This window comes from Nostoc sp. (assembly GCF_036917195.1).
Taxonomy (GTDB): Bacteria; Cyanobacteriota; Cyanobacteriia; order Cyanobacteriales; family Nostocaceae; genus Nostoc.
In genome coordinates, this window is the sequence record NZ_JBALDG010000077.1 from 19,301 (window position 1) to 39,011 (window position 19,711).

10 protein-coding genes, 1 tRNA gene and 2 pseudogenes are annotated in these 19,711 nt (G+C 41.4%); 10 read left to right on the top strand and 3 right to left on the bottom strand.

Annotated elements, in window-relative coordinates:
* Positions 1 to 163 precede the first annotated feature (163 nt).
* The 8 genes and pseudogenes from V7K40_RS26480 to V7K40_RS26515 form a co-directional block, all read left to right on the top strand.
* Positions 164 to 316, top strand: a pseudogene (locus tag V7K40_RS26480) (AAA domain-containing protein); the annotation flags it as partial.
* 1,404 nt (positions 317 to 1,720) lie between these two features.
* Positions 1,721 to 5,287: pseudogene (locus V7K40_RS26485) on the top strand (AAA domain-containing protein).
* Complete coding sequence (locus V7K40_RS26490) at positions 5,265 to 7,097, top strand: hypothetical protein (RefSeq protein WP_334965043.1); 1,833 nt, start codon at positions 5,265 to 5,267, stop codon at positions 7,095 to 7,097. Before V7K40_RS26485 ends, V7K40_RS26490 begins: the two are co-directional and overlap by 23 nt.
* Positions 7,098 to 7,627: 530 nt before the next feature.
* The gene (gene gshA, locus V7K40_RS26495) at positions 7,628 to 8,767 is read left to right on the top strand and encodes a glutamate--cysteine ligase (RefSeq protein WP_334965045.1); all 1,140 of its coding nucleotides are present in this window, start codon (positions 7,628 to 7,630) and stop codon (positions 8,765 to 8,767) included.
* A gap of 330 nt (positions 8,768 to 9,097) precedes the next feature.
* A complete protein-coding gene (locus V7K40_RS26500) occupies positions 9,098 to 9,559 on the top strand; it encodes a tRNA (cytidine(34)-2'-O)-methyltransferase (protein ID WP_334965047.1) in 462 nt (153 codons plus the stop codon).
* Positions 9,560 to 10,359: 800 nt separating this feature from the next.
* Entirely contained in the window at positions 10,360 to 12,645 is a 2,286-nt protein-coding gene (locus tag V7K40_RS26505) for a peptidoglycan DD-metalloendopeptidase family protein (protein ID WP_334965049.1), read from the top strand.
* Positions 12,646 to 12,811: 166 nt separating this feature from the next.
* A tRNA-Met gene (locus V7K40_RS26510) sits at positions 12,812 to 12,885 on the top strand.
* 147 nt (positions 12,886 to 13,032) lie between these two features.
* Positions 13,033 to 13,365, top strand: a complete 333-nt coding sequence (locus tag V7K40_RS26515) for a hypothetical protein (RefSeq protein WP_334965051.1) — start codon at positions 13,033 to 13,035, stop codon at positions 13,363 to 13,365.
* A gap of 10 nt (positions 13,366 to 13,375) precedes the next feature.
* Here the strand turns inward: V7K40_RS26515 and V7K40_RS26520 are convergent, their stop codons facing one another.
* Positions 13,376 to 13,921, bottom strand: a complete 546-nt coding sequence (locus tag V7K40_RS26520; protein ID WP_334965053.1) for a hypothetical protein — start codon at positions 13,919 to 13,921, stop codon at positions 13,376 to 13,378.
* A 702-nt stretch (positions 13,922 to 14,623) separates the two neighbouring features.
* Between V7K40_RS26520 and V7K40_RS26525 the strand changes: the two genes are divergently transcribed.
* Positions 14,624 to 15,013, top strand: a complete 390-nt coding sequence (locus V7K40_RS26525; RefSeq protein WP_334965055.1) for a hypothetical protein — start codon at positions 14,624 to 14,626, stop codon at positions 15,011 to 15,013.
* Positions 15,014 to 15,273: 260 nt separating this feature from the next.
* On the opposite strand, the gene V7K40_RS26530 is transcribed toward V7K40_RS26525, so the two are convergent.
* Both V7K40_RS26530 and V7K40_RS26535 read right to left on the bottom strand, forming a co-directional pair.
* Positions 15,274 to 16,251 carry a DUF4351 domain-containing protein gene (locus tag V7K40_RS26530; RefSeq protein WP_334965057.1) on the bottom strand — a complete coding sequence of 326 codons (978 nt, stop codon included), beginning with the start codon at positions 16,249 to 16,251 and terminating at the stop codon, positions 15,274 to 15,276.
* Between the two features lie 285 nt (positions 16,252 to 16,536).
* Positions 16,537 to 18,939 carry an amylo-alpha-1,6-glucosidase gene (locus V7K40_RS26535; RefSeq protein WP_334965059.1) on the bottom strand — a complete coding sequence of 801 codons (2,403 nt, stop codon included), beginning with the start codon at positions 18,937 to 18,939 and terminating at the stop codon, positions 16,537 to 16,539.
* A 131-nt stretch (positions 18,940 to 19,070) separates the two neighbouring features.
* Here V7K40_RS26535 and V7K40_RS26540 point away from each other — a divergent pair, with 131 nt between their 5' ends.
* Positions 19,071 to 19,682, top strand: coding sequence for a peroxiredoxin (locus V7K40_RS26540; RefSeq protein ID WP_229482485.1), 612 nt, complete (start codon positions 19,071 to 19,073; stop codon positions 19,680 to 19,682).
* The last annotated feature ends 29 nt before the right edge of the window (positions 19,683 to 19,711 follow it).

The following is a 19,711-nucleotide window of genomic DNA, read 5'->3' on the forward strand; positions in this document are numbered from 1 at the left end:
TTTCTTTTTATGTAGTTTGCTTATACTACTAGTTGAAGTTTAGAATGTGAGTTAGAAAATACTGCTATTGATTGCGAAAAAAATCTTAGCCAACGTCTCGATAATATAAAAGTTTTACAGCAATTGTTGGCAGCATTACAACGATTCACGAAACTCAAATCCAAATACGCAAATCACCACTGGTACAGTAGACCGATTTCAAAGTATGGAACGACCTATTGTAATTGTTAGTATCGTTCGCAATAATAGTAAAGAAGATGTGGGATTTGCTAAAAAGCTAGAACGGGTTAACGTTGCATTTTACCGCGCTCAATAACTATTAGTAATTGTGGGTTGTCATTCGCTATTTACTCAGCAGCGTAGACAAATTGGCAGTATGTACTCAGAAGTTTCAAACATCGTGCGTCTACATGGAGGTTTCGTTGATGTTTCTCGCCTCTTCTGCTAAACCTATTGATGACAATCTCAAGAATTTGGTAGACGAAAGTGAGGCGATATACTAGGCAAATTAGCCATCACCATCTGATATTTTTGCCCGGAAAATTTCGGATTTAAGTGAACATCTAGTATTTAAGTTACAAACTATATATAGTAACCCTATATATAGTTTATAAAAATTGAAAGGCTCACATTCTCGACTTCTTAAAGAAGTTCGGTATTTGATTGTTGATGGGCAATACTACACAAAATAAGCAAAATAACAGAAATTGAAGATGTTGTTCCTTGCCAACATTTGGGAATACTAAACTTAGAAAACTTTGTTGGCAAAGGCAAGCGGTGGATGAACAACGCCAGAATCTTAACAAATCGTCCCTCTAATAGCCCAGAACCATCTGTTACTACCTCTTTCCAGGCAAATTCCTTAAATATTAAAACAGATTCGGAAAACTGGGGCTATATCTTCTTAGGTTCTCCGGCAATTGATAGTTTAATCAGCAATATTGAAGGTCAAGCAGCCGTTGAATCATATCCTGACTATCGGGAGCGACGAGAGCGTGCTAACGAGTTAATATTTGATTTACTGGGTCAAGAACCTCGCCTGGTATATGTACGCCGCAAGGGTGCAGGTCAACAACCTGGAGAAGAAATTTGGGATTTAACCATAGTAACAGATCAGGATGATTTCCAATTACCTGCAAGACTTGAGAAGCTAGGAAAAACACTAAGATTCATAGCAGTTGTAGAGCAAGATGGAAGGGGTGGTTTAAAGGTACTATCTGCTAAATTGCTAGAACTTTCACAGGGAAATGCTGATGGCTATACTGTACCTTATCGTTTACGGTTGCTGCCTAATCATCAGTATCGTATCGATATTCCGCCAACGGCATTGGCACGGATGGCAGCTATGCCTATATGCGGCGACCATCTGCCTACAGAAGATCATCTACGAATTTGGGAAGTATTTTTACAGATTGAGGAAAAAATCGCTAAAACACGCCAATTTTGTGTGCCTTTTTTCAGTCATAATGCCTTCGGAAGACGGATCACTTTTGAGATTGACGTAACCTCAGCTACTCTTGACGGTTCTGATGAAAATTCCTTGGCTGTGGAAAACTTCTGGGAACGGGTAAAACGAGCAAAAAATGAAGAGGTTAAGCTATTCGAGACTACTCCTACAGGGCAAAACTGGCGCAACAGCCGCCAATTAGGAATTATTGAAGAAGTTCTCCCAAACAGTTGCATTATCCGCGTGAGGCTAGAACGCGATTTAGCTGACTACATGGCAGCAGGGGGTTATCAGCTACCAGCTACCGGATTTTTGTTTTTCGAGGCAGTTGGTGATATCCAACAGATTAAACGCAAAAAAGCAGCCTTGACACAATTAAGACAAGGACGTACCCAAAATCCCTATTTGGGAAACTTTTTATTCGACGCTTCCCAAGCAAGACCTATCCAAAAAACCGTTGAACTGCGACCAGAGGATTTGTTGTTATCCTCTGCTAATCCTAGCCAGAAAGCAGCAGTAGAAACGGTGCTTGCAGCTGAGGATTTAGTTCTCATTCAAGGGCCACCAGGTACTGGTAAAACTACCGTAATTGCCGAAATTTGCTATCAAGTTGCTCTACGGGGTGGACGCACTCTAATTACTTCTCAAGCCAATTTAGCAGTAGATAACGCCCTGAGTCGATTAGTTCATAACCCAGTGATTCGGGCTGTGCGAAAGGGAAACGCCGAAAGAGTTGGAGAACAAGGACAGCCATTTCTAGAAAATCGAGTGATTAGCACATGGTTAGAAAATACTGCTACTGACTGCGAAAATAATCTTACCCAACGCCTCGATAATGTAAGAGTTTTACGTCAATTGCTGGCAGCATCACAACGATTCACAGCATACCTGAAAGTAGAAGAAGTATTTAAGGGAGAGCAGAATTTATTACAGACGCGTAAAGCAAATTTAGAGTCAGCTTGTACGACCCAAAGAAATGAATACAATCAAGCTGCATCCCAACTGGCCGAGGTCGAATCTCTAAAAACTGCTTTGGAGGAGTTGTTGAATCAAGCACCTTCAGTAGATTGGCAAGATCCAACACTTCTTAATTTATGGACGGGTCTGAATAAATACACATCTACAGACGCTTCCTTGCGAAACTTTGCTGCAAATCTTCGGTTAGCAATTAATTTGGCTTCTGAACTTGGTATGGTTCAACCAAATCATAGCTTATTTGGTTTAGCTGGTTGGTTGCAGAACACTGTAGCTTCTTGGATTGCTGAAGTTCGCACAGCATTAACCTACGCCAGTGATATAGCTATGGCAATGACCGAAGCGGAGTTAACTGCACAAACTTACACACAAAATTCAGAATCTCTTACTCACTTAAAGTCAAATCACCAACAATTGCTTGTAAACCAGCAAAGCTTACAATCAAGAATTAGAAATCTACACAATCGTGAATCTGAGGTCAGTTTAACAATAAATGACCTTGATATATGGTTGTCTACAGCTAATTTAAATATCGTCAATGTATTGACACAGTGCTTACAAAATCGTCAAGACTTTACAGTTGACTTAATCTCATTACCTTCGAGATTACGAAGCATAACGATGGAAGCTCAATATCTACCTTGGCAACAAAGTCTTGATCAGTGTCAGTTGAAAGTCAATGAATTAATTCAAAATTATCGCCAATGGGATAGGGTACGCAGTCGGGTTACTGAAATCAGAGATTTACTAGTGCAGGGGCGAAATATACTAGGTAATCGCCCAATCAATGAAGCTGCTATTTCCCAGGTGAGCGTTAGTAACGCGCAAGACCCTGTGGAATCTCTCATAAAGCTGAAGCAACTAGCACAAAATAGCATCGGTGACATTGAGAAACCACTAGGGATCTGGGGTCGGATTATTGAATGGGTGCTTGCGGTTGCTGTCAATCAGCCAAGTTTGGATTCCATAGCTCAAAAATTACGTCCGTATAGCCGCCGTTATGGTGCGGCGGTAACTCTTGAGGCTATTAGGAGACAAGCCCAGATTATACGTCAAAGAGTTCAACCTGTTGAGAGTGAATCGGCTATCTCCCAAATTACAGAGGAGGTGGTTAATGGTATAGTTACGAGTGCGCGTACATGGCTGAAGCAACTACAGGCTGAAACGGAAATAGAGCAAAACCAGCTTGAGGTTGAATTAAATGAACAAATGAGGTTAGCGGCTAATGAGCAGCAAAAAATATCTGCTAATCAAGAGCAGATAGAAGTTTTTCGCAGTGAGGCTGACTTCAAATTTACAAGAGCGATCGCACTCTTACAAGAACTTTTCCCCTTCTCATACTTACCCAAAGAATTAAAACTTTTAGTGCAAGAATACCTCGATAATCCTTCAAATATTCTGACTAAAATACCACAATTTAGAGCAAAAATACGGGACTGGGGAAATCATATCAACCAACTTGATACTTTGATTTCCTTAATCGATCCTATTGCTACGCTTTCCACTAGCAGAGACCTGCTTATAGTTCGCATTAGTAGCTTGCAGAAAACAACTGAAACTTACAAAAGCCAATTTATAGAAACTCAAAGTCAAATAAAGATAATTGTTGAGCATTTACAGCAACAATTAGAATATATATCAACTGAGCAAACTTGGTGGCGGTTAATATGGGAAACAATTCCTAATAAACTCAAGCCTAAAGTTAATTCTACAGACTTATTTAATCTTGACTTTTTACGCACTATCAAGGCAAAGTTTGAACATTGGCAACAGCAACTCCAAACTGAAGAAAGTTATCTCAATCGATATCAGCAATTTGTCCAAGATTGGATAGGTAAATTAAGACAGCCAACCGAAGGTGCTCGCAACGATTTAAGGCGCATTTATCTAGACAATGCCAACGTCATCGGCATAACTTGTGTACAAGCTGCAAATAGAGATTTTTCAGAAGAATTCAAATACTTTGATGTTGTCATTATTGATGAGGTTAGTAAATGTACCCCTCCAGAGTTACTAATCCCTGCCTTAAAAGGCAAAAAGTTAGTCATGGTAGGCGACCATCGACAATTACCACCCATGCTTGACACGAAGACTTTAGAGGAAGTTTCTCAAGAGATTGGCAGCACAAATACAGAACTACAATTATTACAAGAATCACTGTTTAAAATTCAGTTTGAAGCTGCTAATGATAGCATCAAACAAATGTTAAATATTCAATATCGAATGCACCCCATAATTATGGGTGCAATCAATCAGTTTTATGACGGTAAATTAGAATGTGGTATTTTAGAGTCGGATACAAAACGCGCACATAATTTAGCAGGCGAAATCATCGAAGAATCTAAGCATCTTATCTAGGTAAAAACGCCTGGAGGTAATGAGTTTCAAGAGAAACGTACAGGAACTTCATTCTATAATATTCCAGAAATTAATGCCATTGAAATTTTGTGTAAGCAGTTTGAGACTACTTGGGCTTCTAGAGTTGCTAAGGGTGAACCAAAAAAAGAAATCGCCGTGATTACGTTTTATGGCGCTCAACTCAGAAAAATTGATCAACGCCTGCAATCTGAACTTTTCCCATCGCTGCAAATCACCACTGGTACAGTAGACAGATTTCAAGGTATGGAACGACCTGTTGTAATTGTTAGTATGGTTCGCAATAATAGTAGAGGAGATGTGGGATTTGCCAAGAAGCCAGAACGGGTTAACGTTGCATTTTCCCGCGCTCAAGAACTACTAGTAATTGTGGGTTGTCATTCGCTATTCACTCAGCAGGGTGGACAAGTCGGGAGTATGTACTCCAATGTTTCAAACATCGTGCGTCTACATGGAGGTTTCATTGATGTTTCTCGCCTCTTCTGCTAAACCTATTGATGACAATCTCAAGAATTGGGTAGACGAAATTGAAGCGCAAAGTCCTAGTTTATCAGTTTTAGCAGCGCGTCAATTTCGCTATAGCTTGCGTCAAACTCCTGTAGAAATAAATATCAAGGAACCCCGCCAGTTTAACGTACTCGAAGAATTTATCATCCGCGCTGCTATTGAATTTCAACCCCCGCCAACAGAGAATGAATTAGCCTCTGTACTTGGGCTTGATTCTGTATTTATCCAAACTACTACTGCAACTCTTCGTTCATTACAAACTCTATCAGCAACATCGCCAATTACAGTCACTCCTGAAGGGCGTTCATTCTATGAAAAAGGGTCTGTACCACAGCCCCCATATCCTGTACAGCTTAATGCTATTACAGACCCTTTAAGCTACAAAATTACCTTTCAAGCTGAATCTTTAAACGAGACAATGATAAATTTGCCTGACTTGGCAGATTTTATAAATATTGATAATACAATTACTGATATTTCCGTGTTACCTCTTGAGGAAATACAAAAAAGTATTCAGGCTTCAGGTTTAGCACTTCATATGCCAGAAGACGGAAAAATCGTCACTTCGTGTAAGATAGTAGCTTCGACTCAAAAAATTTGGAGGAAGATATCACTTTTTGTTATCTTCGATGCCCTTGAAGATAAATTGAGCATCCAAATAAGAAGTGGAAAGCAAATTTTAGAGTCAGCATCAAATTGGTTGGAATTGCTACATACTGAAGGCAAAATTTCTTTGCAAGCATTATGTGAATTGCCAACTGAAACCATCAATTTTGAGCGTGAAGTCATTCTCAGGCAGAAAAATACTCAAATAGAAGCTAGGCTCGAAAATATTCGCCAAAATGCGCTAGAAAATCCCGCAAAATCCAGTAATAAAGTAGATAATTCGACAGTGGTAGGTGAAGCCATACAGTTACGCAATGGACAAATTAGCCAAGCTTTTTCAGAAGTTTTAAATTCGGCTAAAAGTCAGGTTTTGATTTATTCTCCTTGGGTGAATCAGACCGTTGTAAATGAAAAATTTTTAACTCTGTTACAGAAATTAGCTAATCGGAGAGTTTGGATTTTAATTGGACATGGAATTGCGCGGCGACAAGAAGATGAAGATAAACCAATTGCACCAGAAGTAGAGAAAAAACTTCGAGCGATAAAAACACCTGATGGTTTACCATCGGTACAGGTTTTTTGGCTAGGAGATTCTCATGTTAAAGAAGTAATAGTTGATAAAGAAATTCATCTTTGCGGCTCTCATAACTGGCTATCTTATCGCGGCGATTACCTACCACGAGGCGAGTCAGTTTATAAAGTTACAATTCCCCATCAAGTTCAGGAAGCTTATGAATTTCTCGCTAATCGCTTCCAAAATCACGCTCAAAAATTATGGGAAAATGCTCTAGAAAACCGCGATTTTAAACTGGCTGTAGAGTCTTTATATGTGTGGGGTGCGCTAGGTATGGAAGATATTGCACTCAAAGAGATACAGCAAAATAATTGGCTGGAACTTTTGCCTGTGTGGTTAAATGTAGCACTTCAAGGGTTAAGGTCAAAAAATATACAAGCTGATTCAGCAATTTTTAAAACAGCACTTTCGTTGCTGAATCAGGTTTCTATTGAAGAAGCTTTTACCCTGCAATTGCAACAGGGATGGCGTAAGGTTGTAGGTGCGATCGCTACTAACAATCCTAAAACTGCTTTAAACTTACTTAGTGATGAAGTATGGGCACAGTTTTTACGTCTCAATATTGTTCAAGATAAGGATTCACCCAATGATTTTATATTGCAACATACATAACTCAATAGCAAAAATCCTCAGCATTACACTAAAGGTTTTCACTATCGAGTTATCTATAGTTATCCCTTCATACTACCTTGTTATTATCTAAGTATGAACCACAATGCCATAAGACAAAATATCATAGTGTTAGCATTCTATTTGCTACTTTAATATAATATTAATACCTCAGTGGTATACACGCAAAACTGATATATATCTTTAGATATATATTTTTATTTTACATTAGCAGATCATCTTTAATAAAAAATCCATAAAACGGAGTGTCTTTGGTCTACGCTAACTATCTAAAATGACCGAGTTTCAATAACATACATGATGTCTATTTATACAGTGTGTGAATCATAATTAAGATATTTTTCATACTTAAGTAATAATAATTTTCCGGAAGATAGGCAATAAATCTGTCGTCCTGATTTGGTATGACTTCGCAATTCAATGATTCTTAACCTTTGATTGACTTAAAGATAGATCCAGAAAATCGTCTTATTCGATACAATTTACAGGCAGAGAGAGCTGAGGAGAACAAGGTGGTCTTATTAAAAGGCTTTGAGATTGAGATTTACACTGGCACGCCTCAAGGTGAAATCGTAGGTCTCTCCGACAAAATTGTTGCAGCTTTGGATGGATTTATGCGAGAGCCAGATAGCCGCAACGTCGAATACATAACCGAACCATCCCTTAATTACGAGAATTTATTGTGTGCCTTGCTGCGTCCCCGGCGGGAGTTGCGAAACTACCTGAATCGCTTGGGCGATTACACCTTGATACCTGGGAGTACTTTATCTTTGGGTGGGGGCGATCGCTTTCTGCGTTCCGATCCAGCAAACCCCTATCATGACTACATTGAGAACACCTACGGGACGAAAGTAGTCACCGCAAGCGTACATATCAATGTAGGCATCAGCGACCCAGAAGTATTAATGCGCGCGTGTCGGGTGATTCGGATGGAAGCACCTCTATTTCTTGCCCTCAGCGCCTCATCTCCCTTTCTAGATGGCAAAACTACTGGCTATCATTCCACCCGTTGGGGCCTATTTCCGCAAACGCCTAGCTATGTACCGTTATTCGCCAGCCACGCCGATCATATTCAGTGGGTGGAAAATCAACTCATTGCAGGAACCATGCAAAACGTGCGGCATTTGTGGACATCAGTGCGACCAAATGGCGATCGCCGTCCCTATGACTTGAATCGCCTAGAATTGCGAATTTGCGATTTAGTCACAGATCCCATTGCCTTGCTAGCTATTACTGCTTTATTAGAAGCGCGTTTGTTGCAAGTAATCGAAAATCCCAGTATCGATCCATTAACCCAAAGTACCTTCTCTGGCGAAGAACTCGTCACCCTGACTGCTGACAACGAAGCTGCTGCTGCTGCTGGTAGTCTTGATGCTCAACTGAGGCATTGGCAAGATGGCAGAAGTATCTTAGCCAGAGATTGGATTGCCCAAATGTACCAAGATGTTTGGGCGATCGCCAAACAACAAGGCTTTAGCTGCTTCCTTTCCCCTTTACACAAAATCCTCCGCGAAGGCAATGAAGCTCAACAGTGGTTGCAATTACACGCAGTCGGTTTTGACAGCCAGCGCGTCATTACTCAGGCTATTGTCGCCACCCAAGAGCGCGAAATCGAACTTGAAGACAAATTGTGTTCGTCCCTATTAGCTTAACTGAGGAGGCAGAGGATAAGGGAGATGAGGGAAAAATAATTAATGGCCAATGCCCGCATCTTCTGTCTTCATACAAATGGTAGATTTTCTTGGAGACACCACTCACCCTAAAAGACAGAAACACTTATCTACATAAAACTTAATATTTTCTGGTTTTAGCCAAATATCCTCTCAGGCCATTGCTCTGGGAGGGTTTGTGCTTAGTTTTAAAAATCTAATCGATGCAGGATACTTGATTATTATTAACAAAACCTATGAATAGCTTCTACCCTTTGGTAGATTTAACATTAACAATCAATTTTTTTATACAATACGTAGATTATACGGATAATGCCTCAGGTAGTTTTACTTAACCCGCAAATCCCTCCTAATACAGGTAATATTGCTCGGACTTGTGCAGCTACGGGTACGGAGTTGCATCTGGTGGGTCCTTTGGGGTTTGAAATTAGCGATCGCTACCTCAAAAGAGCTGGGTTAGATTACTGGCCTTATGTCAAACTGCACTATCACGAATCCCTAGAAGCCTTTAAAAGCGTACATCAAGAGCGTGGAGGCAGATGGTTGGGTTATACTGTCGGTGGAAATTTTAATTATGTCAACTTTCAGTTTCAACCCGATGATTGGTTGCTATTTGGTAGTGAAACCACGGGCTTACCACCAACAATTCTGTCAGATTGCGATGCTACTCTGTATATTCCCATGAGCCAACCGGGGGTTCGCAGCTTGAATCTGTCAGTAAGTGTGGCAATTGGCTTATTTGAAACCCGTCGTCAGTTAGGCTATCTAGAATAACTGTTTACCTGCTTGATTATAAGTATATTTACTACTGCTCTCTCCAAATATCTATTAGATGAATGATTTATGGCAGCAAAAATTTTCTGAATACGGCAGTAAAACGTAGCAAAGTATACTCAAATTCTCTTTTTTTCGTGAATTGTAGTGGAAGATACTTACAAACACAAGAAGCTTGTTATAAGAAATTTGTATATAAAACTTGGGATAATGCCAAATTTGAATGGTAGATTTTGATCAATTTGAAACATGTAAACTGGGGAACAAAAGCGCTAAAACCCAGTCATATTTGGTATTTGAGCCATTTTTGATTGAGTAACGCAAGAAAGCAGCCCCAAAATAGCCGATAGTTAATACGGTTGTTTTTTAAGGAATAATCAACGTAAAGTCTCGTGTTGAAGAAGACTGATTGGGTAGAAATATCTTGAAGATATCTACAGTAGGGGGCATCACTTTTCCAGAAGTCGCAGCAATTTAATTCTCGGCAGCGACTATGGACTTGACAAATAGTTTGTCCAGTCCCCGCGATTGACGCAAGACAGGCGCGGACAATGGTAAAGAGTATAAATGTCCTAAGTGGTGTGAGGGTGTGAGGAGTGGTTGGGACAAGAAAACACAGCAAACTTTAAGTTTTGCTAACACGTGTGAACTTGTCTAAATCAGAGAAGCAGGTTAATCTTGCGTAAGCATCTCTGGTGAATGTGATCTTGATCTATCGTTCGTTGTGATCTAAATCATTGATTAGTATCCAACTGAAAAATCAAGGTCAGTTAAGCGCTAGTGATCATAGGAGGTCGTCTTTGAAACGAGCATTGAAAAAGAGAGTAAAAGCTGTGTTGAACAATAATCCCAGCAGCGATGATGCCCCGGTAGAACTGCTAAATGTAATGAATCCAAAAGTTAACCGCCGGGTGCGGACAAAAGCTGCCATGATTGGCTTGGCAATCTCTATGGGAGCAACCAGCCTTTTGGTGACTCGACAAAGCGATCAAGCCCAAGCAGCGGTGCCAGTAGGCAGCCAAAAGGCAACGTCAACGATTCCTGCTGTTCCTGACACTCAGGTGAAATTCGCCTCCACAAAGCTGGAGTCCCAAGCAGTCTCATCAGCGAGCGTGCCGGAAAATCCTGTGATCGTGGAACCAACGGCAGTATCACAAGTGCCTGGGCTTGAAGCTAAATGGCAAGTCGCGGCAAATGGAATGTCTTTGCAAGTTCCTGCATTAGCAACGTTTTCCCAAGCAACAGCGGCTTATAAAAATTCCACCCACCTGAAGCGCCAAGTGGCACAGGGAGTGAACAATACCTTAGCCGAAACTAGTTTTCCAACAGTCAATAATCTGTCTGACTCTAGTGCTGATGGTGTTGGTATTACAAATGCATCACTAACTGCCCAGTCACAAACAGTGGCAATATCTGGCGTAGTCAACAGTGAAATAAATGCACAACTTAAGGCGCAACAAGAGTTCGCACTGAATCGCTTACAAGAAAAATCGAACCGTTTAAGAAACAGTCTGGCACAGTTGCGCTCTGGGGAGACCAAAAATTTATCACAAGCTGATATGGGGTTGGTGCAACCGACGACTGTAGTTGAGAAAATTGTATTAGCTCAGTCGGACACTTCTGTTGATGCGAGCAAAGCAAAGTTGATATCGAGGTTAAAACACAAGACACAGACGACTGCACTAACACCAACTACACCAACAGTTATTGCGTCATCGCCTCGAACAGCCTATGAAGTTAAGCCTGGAGATACACTAGCAGCGATCGCCAGCAGATACAATACTTCAGTACCAGAACTTGTTAAGGCAAATAACCTCAATAATCCAAATGAACTGCAAATTAGTCAAAAACTGATTATTCCTGCTGCTCAAGTTGAGGCAATTGTAGCGACCAAGCCCACTTTTGTAGAGTCCAGCAAAACTCCTCATGTTGCCACCTCTCCTGTGAACATTGGTAGTGCCAACTCATATCTACCTACTTCACAATCACCAACTATTGCTGACAACAGTAGCGTTACCGTCCCTACACCGGTAATTGTTCAGATTCAGGCAAATAGTGCGACCGACTTAGAAACAGCTCCCTCCACGGCTAATTCTTACGGCGTCGGGGGTGAAGGTCCAGTGCCAACAGCTTTTGCTGAAATGCAACAGCTGAAAACACCAATAAATAGGGTAGCAAGGGTAAACAATAACGACCGTTTGCGGGGCTTACAAGGGGAAATTCAGAGGTTACAGCAGAAATATCGCGCTCAACAGTCTGGTAACTTAGTTGTGCCAGTAGCAGCTACCGAAATGAATAATGCTGCAATGCTCACTCCTATTTCTACCCCTAATAATTTCCCAGTACCCAACCCCGCAGTTAGACCGAATAGTGTAGCAATACCCATTCCAGTTCCTACACCTATTAGGTCTAGCTATAGCGTTCAGCCAATTAAGCCCCAATTCAGTACTGCTGTACGCCCTACCGAGCCAGTAAACTCAGAGTTCTTGCCTAATCTAGGGTCTGCTAGCCAGTGGACTCCCTCTAGCACCCCATCGGGCACAAGAGTTGCAACGCCTCCAAGAAGAGTAAATGCCTCTGACTCCTTAGGAATGATGCGGGGAAGGACAGTTTCTCCACAGGTGATGCCACCTTTGGCAGCAGTGGATCAATATTTGCCTAGACCCATTGACGAACTGATACCTCCTCCATCTACTTCAACCTTAGCTTACAACTGGCCTGCGAAGGGCACTCTCACTTCTGGCTTTGGTATGCGTTGGGGAAGACCGCATAAGGGAATTGATATTGCTAACTCCACTGGTACACCGATTGCTGCCTCAGCTGATGGTGTAGTGGAAAAAGCAGGCTGGAATAAGGGAGGCTATGGTAATGTTGTCGATATCCGCCATCCAGACGGCAGTCTGACTCGGTACGCTCATAACAGTAAGATTCTGGTGCAACCAGGTCAGCAGGTGCATCAAGGACAAACAATTGCTTTCATGGGCAGCACTGGTCACAGCACCGGCCCACACAGCCACTTTGAAATCCATCCACCAGGTAAGGGTGCTGTTAACCCAATAGCCTTCTTACCACCAAATCGCGTGTAATTCTTGACTGTCTCTAACTAAATCATTGCCTTGTTATTTGAGGGAGGTAAACTCCCTTTTTTGCTTTCTATTACCTCAACAGGGATGGAAATTGTAATAAAATTGCAAAAGGGGCTAGTTTTGAGCAAATTTGTATGCTATATTAGTTAATGATTTGGATAAATATGGCTCAGTAGCTCAGTTGGTTAGAGCACGGGACTCATAAGCCTGGGGTCGTTGGTTCAACTCCGACCTGAGCCACTTTAAAAGTAAGATAACATAAGCGTTTTAGCTTCTAGTCATCAATAGTACTAGGGAGCTGAATTTCTATATAAGGCTCTTTTGACTATCAAATGACTATTATCTTCAGCGCATAGTCATTAAGTTGATATCCTATGAAAGTTTGTATTGAGGTATTTAGAAGACCATCTTACATTAATATTTTATAAACTTTTATGCAATTATTATAATAAATACTTATCTTTAAATCTAACTGACACTCTTGAGAATCAAGTTGCTGCTGAGATTCAGGCACGACGAATAGAGTTAGATATCCTATCTGGTTATTTTGACCCTACCCTTGCCAAATACAAAGCTGATCACACCGCTACCCCTAAGAAACAAAAGGTATACAGCCTACTTGAGTTATGGGAAAAGTATACTCAGTTTAAAAGTGGTCAAGTACAGGAATCAACTCTTGCCCGTGACTACTCATTAGTTTTATTTGATTACATTAAGTAAGTTACGAAGATTAAATTATCTCTATATGTTTAGCTATTTCAACTAAACCTTTTATTTCTTCTTTAGCTTCTGCCTCACTAGTTATAGGTCCTAGAGTTGTTTGCTCTACTTCTACTAATCCTTTTTTACTTTTAATTCTTAGTTTGACTGTATGAAAGATACTTTCTCCTTCTCTTTTTATAGTCCAAGAGATAATTTTATTATTTTCTAAGCTTTGATAAAGTCCATGATTTAGTAAAGATGTTTTAGATTTAGAAATTATTAAACTATAGTAATCTAAGGCATCTCCTTTTGCTCCAGGGTTATTAGCTAAACAATTAACCAAATTATAAGTTCCACTATCTAAAAGTTCTACAGAACCATCCTTTTTAGCTATTGCTCTATGATTAGAGGGAATAGTTATCTTGATTCCCATCCTCATTAAAGGTACTACTCTATTAATTTTAGAAGGCTCTTCCTCTTTATATTCACATCTCACTTGTTTAGCTTGAGCTATCCCTGGCAGTACTAATGAGCCAACCAGGATTACAGGTAACAGAAGTTTATTAAGTCTCATTTTTATCACCAATGGGATGTCTATACTTAGACTACCCAAATACCAGGCTGGTATATCAGTTGACTGAAAATCAGGGGCTTACAATATGGCACTGAAACCTAGTCTTTCCTTAGTAACTCACTGTAAGAGAGAATTTAAGAAAGACTAGGTTAACCTAGCTGGGGGCTGCATATTCATAATTAGTAGCACTAAAGTTAACGTTCAACCATCCTTAAGAAATGGGCCGTACCCTTTAGCGTTTTACACAGTTAAACTACAACTCATCTGCAGATGGGAGTTACCCTGTGTGACTAGTGGGTACATTATAGCCGTAGACTTGGTAAACCTATAAACAGTAGGTTTACTTAAAATTATATTTCAGTGTTTCTTCTCTGATGAGGTAACTATTATATATAGTAGTTTGAGATAGAAGTTTTGAAATATTTTCAAGTAGGTGGTATGAGTAATAAAAATGATTCAGGTAGTCAAGTAGTTGGAGGGATTCTTACACTATTAATAGTGATGGGAGTTAAATCCTGTACTAAAGGCAGTTATCACCCTAATACAAATTATCAATATGAGTCACCTAGTAGAGTCGGTCCATGTGGTTATTCTGAGTGCCCTACACCTAGCTTTAGAGATAATTAATTTTCCTCAGGCTGCTGTGCATTGGCGGGGCTAAACTGAAGGTATTTTATTGAGCAGGACGAAGGTGTAAATGACTTGTATTATGATGCAACTGCATTAGCTGGTCAGTACCTGAAAGAAGCTATGGAGAAGGAGCTTGAGCCTGAAGAAGTCTCACGCTACACACCTATCAACTCTACTAAAAAGCCTGCTAAGAATAATAAGCACAATCACAAAACTTTTATGTTATCTAATCTGGCAGGGATTGTAGAGAAGGGTAAACTTGTAATTCCTTATGATGAGCAGGACAGATTAAAGCAACTTAAAACTGAAATGAGATTTTATAAGCTAGATGACAAGGGTCTAGCCACAGATACTGTTATGAGTTTAGCTTTAGCTGCTTATGCTTGGAAAAGAAGAGAGAGTAATAATACTTATTATGATGAAGAGGAAGCAGCAGATTATTTATTGGATAGGGTTGCTTAAGAAATTTAACCTTTTATTTCCTTTTATATAATAAAGGGCCTATCTCTTCCATTACATCTGCACAAATTCCTTGACTTAAACTTAAGCCAGCCACCACTACTGGGTCTATAGATTGACTATGAAATAAGATATCTGGAACTGAAATGCTTATATAGTTGGCTTTATTATAGGGACTCATAAGCCTGGGGTCGTTGGTTCAACTCCGACCTGAGCCACTTTAAAATTTATAAGTAGTAAGAGGCAAGTTTGACCTCTAATACTTAGGACTCAGCACTAACTGTTTGATGAGTTTGTAGCCAGTTGAGCAAATCAGCGATCGCACTAAAATCTAACAAAGCCTCACCCAGTGCTTCCAATTGTTCTAGAGAAAGACTCTGAATCTGTTCTCGAACCTGTTGTGGTAACTCTCCTACCCGTTTTTGTAGCAGTCGTAGTACAAGTGTTTGTGCTTGTTCCTGTTGTCCTTCTTCCTTCCCTCGCTCGTAGCCAATGCGCTCGCCTGTAGTAATGTAACTCATGGTACGCTCCTGCTCGAATTGTTTAAACTCCTGCCAAAATTCTGCTTCTAATCCTTTTGGTAAAATCATAACCCAATCAATAAAACGATAGAGGTTACGAATATCCCTTTCTTGCAGCCCTTGTTCATACAATCGCCGAATTAAACTAAATTTCCACGTTTTCCTTTCTCCCAACTGTTTAGTAGTTTGCTGGGTTTTCAAATGTGCCATTACCACCATCGCAAAGGGATTATCGCTCTTTTCTAACTCTGTCCATCGATTTTGATAATCGAGCAGTTTGACGGTTCCAAATCTAAAATGTAGACCACAATCGGGATAATTATAACTGTATTGATTTGGCCTCCAAGTCGAGTCAGCATCGCACAAAATTGCTAGGCTAATGGCTGGTTTAGCAAATTTGTCAAAAATTCGCAGGTTGTAGGAAAACATCCTTTGAGCAAAATTATCTTTCGATTTTGCCTGAATTTCGACATGAATCAACAGCCAAATTTCCTCTCCTTGAATTTGCCAGACTTTGACCAATTTATCTGCATATCTTCTACCAAGTTCTGCTTCATGGGCTATTTGTTGAAATTCCTTATCAAGAAACTCGTAGGGACGTTCCCAATTAATTAGTGCTGCTGTTTGTGGAAAGAAAAATTGCATTGCTTGTGGGAAGTAAGCTTCTAGGATTTCTTTCCACGGGGAATCATTATCGGCTCTTTCTTGTTCCTCGCTCATGAGTTGATTGGTAGATTCATGTTTTTGATAATAAGATGTGAGCAGCCGATATTTTTCAGCAGGTTAGAAGTTCCTTAGTCAAGAAAATTATATACAAAAGTCAGCAAACATAGATTTTGGGATCAAAACCACCTTTTGATGGTGCTATTTTACTTGAACAACTAAATACTTTATCGCTGAAAAATTTTCATCAGAACAACTGGAAATTCAGCCTATTATTACATTTTTGGGATAAAAATTTACATATAGTGAGTGGTGAACTATAGCTATCTCTTATACTCAGCACTATTTAATGTGGCGGATTACTTCGGCAACTGACCAAGCTTGAGCGATCGCTCCTCTGGGTGTATGAGGTGCATCGCCATCAAAAATCTCAGAAATAGAACCAAGACTTGCGTCAAATAGGAAGTGATCTAGCAGAGGTTGCCAATCAAAAGGCAGCGATTGTTGCGGATAGAAACGTTGCCAAGCACGAATAAATGGGCCAATTAGCCAAGCCCAAACAGTGCCTTGGTGATAAGCGCGATCGCGTTGCTCTTGGTTACCCTCATATCTCCCTTTGTATTCGGGATCTCCTGGATCGAGACTGCGAAGACCATAGGGGGTAAGCAAGCTGGCAGTTGCCAAATCTAGTACTTGACACCCTTGCTCTGCAAAAAACCCACAATGGTGCAGTGACAGTGCCAAAACGGCATTAGGACGAATTTGAAAATTCCGGCGATCGTCTGGCTCAATAGTGTCGTAGAAATAACCTAGTTGAGGATTCCAAAACTTTTGTAGAGAGGTTTTCACCTGTTGTGCTTGCTGAGTATAACGTTGTGCTTGCTTAGTGAGACGCACTGGATCGCCAAACTTAAGCTCGCTCAAGCGTTCTGCCCACTGACTCAGCCAACATAAAGCTGAATACCACAGCGCATTAATTTCTACTGGCTTACCATGACGGGGAGTGAGAGGGTCTGCCCCAATTACCACATCCATCCAGGTGAGGGCTACACCACGAGCATCCCAACTAATTAGCCCATCAGTAGCATCAACCTGGATATTGTAGCGTGTACCACCAACAAAGGCTTTGTGGATTTGTTGGACTACAGGGAATTGCTCTGCCAAAAATTCCCAATCTTGAGTGGCTTCCAAATAAAGTCCTAAAGTTTCAATCCACCACAATGCCACATCGATACTGTTATAAAGTGGTTCGCCATCGGCATCAGGAAATGCATTAGGAATCAAACCGTGGCGACAGTAATGCCCAAAAGTTCCCAATACTCTTTTTGCCAAGTCAAAGCGCTGTGGAACTAGTGCCAATCCAGGTAAGGCGATTAATATGTCGCGTCCTCGGTCATTAAACCAGTGATAACCAGCAATGATTGTGGGGCCTGCAATTGAGGCTCTATAGACGATAAACTGATCGCTTGCTTTGAGTAGTTGCTGCCAGATTGTAGATTGGGGAGCCAGCGCTGTAATGAGGCAGTCCGGTCTTCTCCCAAGGGGAAACGCTTTAGCGCATAGCGCAGCGTTAGCGAGTCCGCGTTCCTTGCGCGTCTCGTAGAGAGCGTTTGGGGGTTTCCCCCAGGAGGAACTGCCGAAAGGGTTTCCCGACTTGAGGCGACTGGCGTCATAGGGCATAAGAGGCACAGGTCTAGGGATGGGGGGCAAAGGGGAGGGTACAGCAGAGAGCTCGCTCCAACCAAAAATCTGGCAGAGTCGGTCTTGCTCTGCTTCCACGGCTTCTGCAAAGGTTTCGGAGGTGAGAACACCTGCCATCGAGTCCGGAAAACCTACTCGTGCTTCTAGAGTCACCGCATCTCCTGGTTGCAGTGTGACTATCAAGTAACCAGGACTGTAGAGGTCTTCCTTGTTGCCTAATCCTCGTTTTGTCTCCTCAGGCAATCCATAATTCCAATACCAAACTGCATCTGATTGATAATTTCCTTGTGTCCAGCGCAAGTGCCAAGGTATACCAAAATGTCCATAATTTTTTGCTTGCAGACAGACTTGCTGTTGCCCAAGCAATTCTGAGAACTGTAATCCTTGACTAGCAGTTTGCTGGTGGTGAAAATTACGTTCTGCTATCAGCAGTCGCAGCCGTAAAATCGCTGTGTCACTTCCTTCATAGCGATATTGGATCAAAATTCGATGACAAAATTGGGCAGGGGCATTGGGGAGCCAGTACGTTGCGGAGGTTCCCGACGCTCGTTGCACTAAAGCGTCTCCCCTTGGGAGATGACTCGCTAACGCTGCGCTATCCGTTGTTCGCGTAGCGTCTCCCTTAGGAGAAGCAACTGGCGTCATTAGGCATTGGGCATTGCTTATCTCCCTTTGTCCCCCTTGTCCCCAGTCCCCAGTCCCGACTAACCCATAGGGCATCACCAATTGTCTGGTTAATTGCCAGTTATCTTGACCCCAAATCCATTTTGGAACTGGGTTAATATCAAAACAGCGTAGCAGTTCGTAGCCTGTCAGTTCAATCTGACTGTTACCCCAAACATTTGTCCCCAGTGCCACAACGCCCCCGAATACTTCTAAGCTAGCTTCTAGGTGCGAAAATAGCAGAGTCCGCCCAGAAGGCGGGTTTGTAGCGGTAAACAGCCAACCGTGATAAGTGCGTGTGCGGACATCAGAAACCGTACCGCTGGCAAAACTTCCCAAGCCATTGGTAAGCAACCATTCTCTTGTATCTAAATCAAGCATTTGCTACTCAAAATCGTTATGAGTATGATATAGTCGTAACAGATTGTAATTAAACTGTGAGAGCGTAGATGGGTAAGTTTTAGCTGACCCGAATTCTAACGCTACTAAACGGATAAAGGAGAATTAGGTTAATGTCCCTCACTTACGGAACCGAAGGAAGCCTCCGCGTTGGTCAACAAGCTCCCGATTTCACAGCAACGGCTGTGGTAGATCAGGAATTTAAGACAATCAAACTTTCCGATTATCGCGGTAAATATGTCGTCCTGTTTTTCTACCCACTAGACTTTACCTTTGTTTGTCCCACTGAGATCACAGCATTTAGCGATCGCTACGAAGAATTCAAGAAAATTAATACAGAAGTCCTTGGGGCTTCCGTTGACAGTGAATTCTCCCACCTCGCTTGGATTCAAACTGATCGTAAGTCTGGTGGCGTCGGCGACCTGAATTATCCTCTAGTCTCCGACATCAAAAAAGAGATTAGCGCCGCTTATAACGTGCTTGACCCAGCAGCAGGCATTGCCTTGCGTGGTCTATTCCTGATCGACAAAGATGGTATTATACAGCACGCCACAATCAACAACCTAGCTTTTGGTCGTAGCGTTGATGAAACTCTGCGGACATTGCAAGCAATTCAGTATGTTCAGTCTCACCCTGACGAAGTTTGCCCAGCTGGTTGGCAACCTGGTGATCAGACAATGGTTCCTGACCCAGTGAAGTCCAAAGTATACTTCTCTGCTGTCTAAATTTTGCTAGTTAGCATCTAATCCATCCT

What these genes read in the sequence shown, in the direction of transcription:
- V7K40_RS26500 (WP_334965047.1), top strand. Translation starts at nt 9,098, where the DNA reads ATGCCTCAGGTAGTTTTACTTAACCCGCAAATCCCTCCTAATACAGGT.
- V7K40_RS26520 (WP_334965053.1), bottom strand. Translation starts at nt 13,921, where the DNA reads ATGAGACTTAATAAACTTCTGTTACCTGTAATCCTGGTTGGCTCATTA.
- V7K40_RS26490 (WP_334965043.1), top strand. Translation starts at nt 5,265, where the DNA reads ATGTTTCTCGCCTCTTCTGCTAAACCTATTGATGACAATCTCAAGAAT.
- V7K40_RS26540 (WP_229482485.1), top strand. Translation starts at nt 19,071, where the DNA reads ATGTCCCTCACTTACGGAACCGAAGGAAGCCTCCGCGTTGGTCAACAA.
- V7K40_RS26530 (WP_334965057.1), bottom strand. Translation starts at nt 16,251, where the DNA reads ATGAGCGAGGAACAAGAAAGAGCCGATAATGATTCCCCGTGGAAAGAA.
- V7K40_RS26535 (WP_334965059.1), bottom strand. Translation starts at nt 18,939, where the DNA reads ATGCTTGATTTAGATACAAGAGAATGGTTGCTTACCAATGGCTTGGGA.